The organism is Mucilaginibacter sp. (assembly GCF_036383575.1).
Lineage (GTDB): Bacteria > Bacteroidota > Bacteroidia > Sphingobacteriales > Sphingobacteriaceae > Mucilaginibacter.
In genome coordinates this window covers 1-3,079 of record NZ_DASVOB010000258.1, presented here as the reverse complement: position 1 = coordinate 3,079, position 3,079 = coordinate 1, and the positions used below count along the sequence as shown (strand labels likewise).

Genomic DNA, 3,079 nt, shown 5'->3' with positions numbered 1-3,079 from the left:
ACGACTGTGGACCAAAGGCGAAACCAGCAGCAACTTTCTGCATGTAAAAAACATCAGCATTGACTGCGATAACGATACCCTGCTTATTAAGGTCAAAGCCGATGGCCCTACCTGTCATACAGGCTCACGCAGCTGCTTCAATACCGAATTTAATCAAAACTTTATACTGGAGCTGGAAAACATCATTGCCGACAGGTATACAAATCCAGTAGAAGGATCGTATGTGAACAAGCTTCGCAATAAAGGCCTCAATAAAATAGCTCAGAAAGTTGGTGAAGAAGGCGTTGAAACGGTAATAGCAGCCCTTGCCGAAACTGAAACCGACCTGATCAATGAATCGTCGGACCTGGTTTTCCATCTATTGGTTCTGCTTCGCGAAAAAGGCTTAACATTGGAAACTATTGCTAAAAACTTAGAATCGAGGCATAAGTAAATTGGCTTGCAGTCTTTAGTTTGCAGTGGGCAGTTGAAGAATCAAACAGAAAATCAATCCCTGCTAACTGAACAAGCAAACTGCAAACCGAAAAATGCAAACTGCAAACTGAATAATGATCACTGCACAAAAAACAGCCGAGCTTACAGGCCATTCCAACCCGATATTCACGCTTGAGCTTTCGCAAAAGCCGGGAATATTGTTTACAGGTGGTAATGATAAAGGGTTGGTTGAGTGGGGGCTGAATGATTTTTCGTTCATTAAGGTAATGTTTCCGGTTAATGCATCCATTTATGCAATTCATTGTCCGGAGGGATATCCGCTAATGTTTGCCGGTTTACGCAGCGGCGAGGTTCTGGTATTTGATTTTATTCAGCAGAAACTACTCAAACCGTTAAGGCATCACCGAAAGGCCATTTTTGACATCAAATCGTCGGTTAAAAAAGATGAATTACTGATCGCTTCGGAAGATGGTACAGTATCAGTATGGAGCCTTAAAACACTTGAGATGGTACATGGTATAACAGTATCAAAGGATACCGTACGCTGCATTGCTGTTTCGCCCGATCAAAAACAGGTGGCTTTCGGTTGCCGCGATAATCATATCGCCATTTACGACCTTGAAGATTACACCATCATTAAAGCCCTTCACGGGCATACTATGGCTATTTTTTCGCTTGCATACAGCCCGGATGGAAATCACCTTGCATCAGGCTCACGTGACGCGCAGGTAAAGATCTGGGACGCAAATACCTATCACGAAACAAAAAATATTCCGGCCCATCTGTTTGCGGTAAACCATATTGTATTTCACCCTACCCTGCCCTATTTTGCCACTGCGAGTATGGATAAAAGTATCAAGATCTGGGGATCTGATGATTTTAAGCTTTACAAAAATATCAGCAGGGAAAAAGGCTACCCAGGCCATGTGCTCTCAATCAATAAATTGGCATGGGGTGCCGCTGATCAACTACTTTCAGTAAGTGACGATAAAAAGATCATTTCCTGGGAGATCAAATTTAGCTAATAGCCACATTTTTCGGAACTTTTCTTATTTACCTGTTTACCGGCAACAAGCTATCAAATTATTTCTTTCTCTGTCTGTTCTTTTCCATTTCTGTTAAAAACAGTACAGGAGGCTTTATGTAGCAATATCATGAGCACCTTTCCAAACAAGCGTATAAAACAATAATATTAAACAGTGTATTTTTGACACAAAAGCTATTAATTTAATACCCTATAACTCCAGTCCATTCATTCCTATTTTGTTTATTCATTTTATTCATTGCAAAAAACAAAACAACATTTATAGCCAAACACTCGTAATTACACACTCAATACTCGAGTTCATAAAAGCAACCTAAATTTCAATCATAGCTTTTAAGAATATAAAAAATAGTATGAATAAGTATAGTTATGAGGCCAAAACTTATCATCTTTATTATTACATTCTTATTCACCACAGGCCTGTTAACAAACAGCACCTACGCAGCAGCCACTTATGACTGGAAGGGAGGCAGCAGTACAGCCTGGGATACTCCCACAAACTGGAGCCCAAGCAGAACAACCCCTCTTTCAAGTGATGCTTTGCAGATAGGTGTGGTATCATTTACCAACGCGCCAACCATAACCACCAGTACAAGCAGCGCAAGTACATCATGCGCATCAATTACTTTCGGTACTGCAACATCATCAATAACCTTAACAGTAAACGGTACGTTATCGGTAAGCGGGGCGATTTTGCAAAATCCTCCTGCAATATCACTACTTGGGCTTGGTGGTACAATTACCACAACACTTGCCGGTACAGGCTCTATAACATGCGGTTCAATGCAGGTTGGTAGCACTACTTTTTTAAGCGTAGGAGCTATTACTACCAATCAGGTTAATCTTGTATCAACTATTAGTTCACTTCAAATCAATGGCGATCTAAGTATTTACGGTACTTCTAACTCAGTTGTAATAATATTAACTCTTTTACAAATAAATAATTCCGCATTCTATCTGCGCGGTGGTACTACAACCATTGGCGGGCAAATTTACACCAACACTTCTGCGGCTTCGGGAGGAATATTAAATATTTCGCTGCTTTCATCGGCAACTGCCACGTTCACTATAGATGTACCTTCAGGCTCAACGCTTACCCCCCGTTTAGTGTTAACCAATGCTGCCCCTATTAAATCAACCAGTAATGCGGGATCAATAGACTTTTATAACAATGGTGGCGGCTCAGGAACCTGCACGGTTGAATATGCGGGCAGCAGCCAAGCCGTATACACCGAAAGTACCACCCAGCTCGATATTACCCCAACCGCCTATCAAAATTTAAATTTTTCGGCAACCGGTACAAAAACAATAAACTCGGGCGATCTAACTGTTTACGGTGACTGGAGCTCAGCGTCAACGTCGGGCAAGGTTGATGCGGTAACTAACAATCCTAACGTTATCTTTAAGGGGGTAACGCAATCACTCAGCGATGCCGGATCGGACGCGGGCAACGGAGTGTTGTTTAAAAATGTTTTTGTACAGAACAGCGGAACAAAAACGATGTCAGGTTCAGGAAAATTCGCAGTTTCCTCCTCTGGTATCCTTACCATGGGTGGCACAGCTACTTTAGCAGCAGGCGGTGTACTCACATTAAACTCG

At 41.8% G+C, this 3,079-nt stretch carries 3 protein-coding genes; all 3 read left to right on the top strand.

The features are described 5' to 3' along the window. Positions 1 to 433: bifunctional phosphoribosyl-AMP cyclohydrolase/phosphoribosyl-ATP diphosphatase HisIE (hisIE, locus tag VF500_RS09240; protein ID WP_330859403.1), on the top strand; the 433-nt coding region annotated here is incomplete at its 5' end. A gap of 115 nt (positions 434 to 548) precedes the next feature. Then, positions 549 to 1,460: a WD40 repeat domain-containing protein gene (locus VF500_RS09235; RefSeq protein ID WP_330859402.1), complete on the top strand. Its 912-nt coding sequence runs from the start codon at positions 549 to 551 to the stop codon at positions 1,458 to 1,460. Between the two features lie 389 nt (positions 1,461 to 1,849). Next, positions 1,850 to 3,079: hypothetical protein (locus tag VF500_RS09230; protein WP_330859401.1), on the top strand; the 1,230-nt coding region annotated here is incomplete at its 3' end.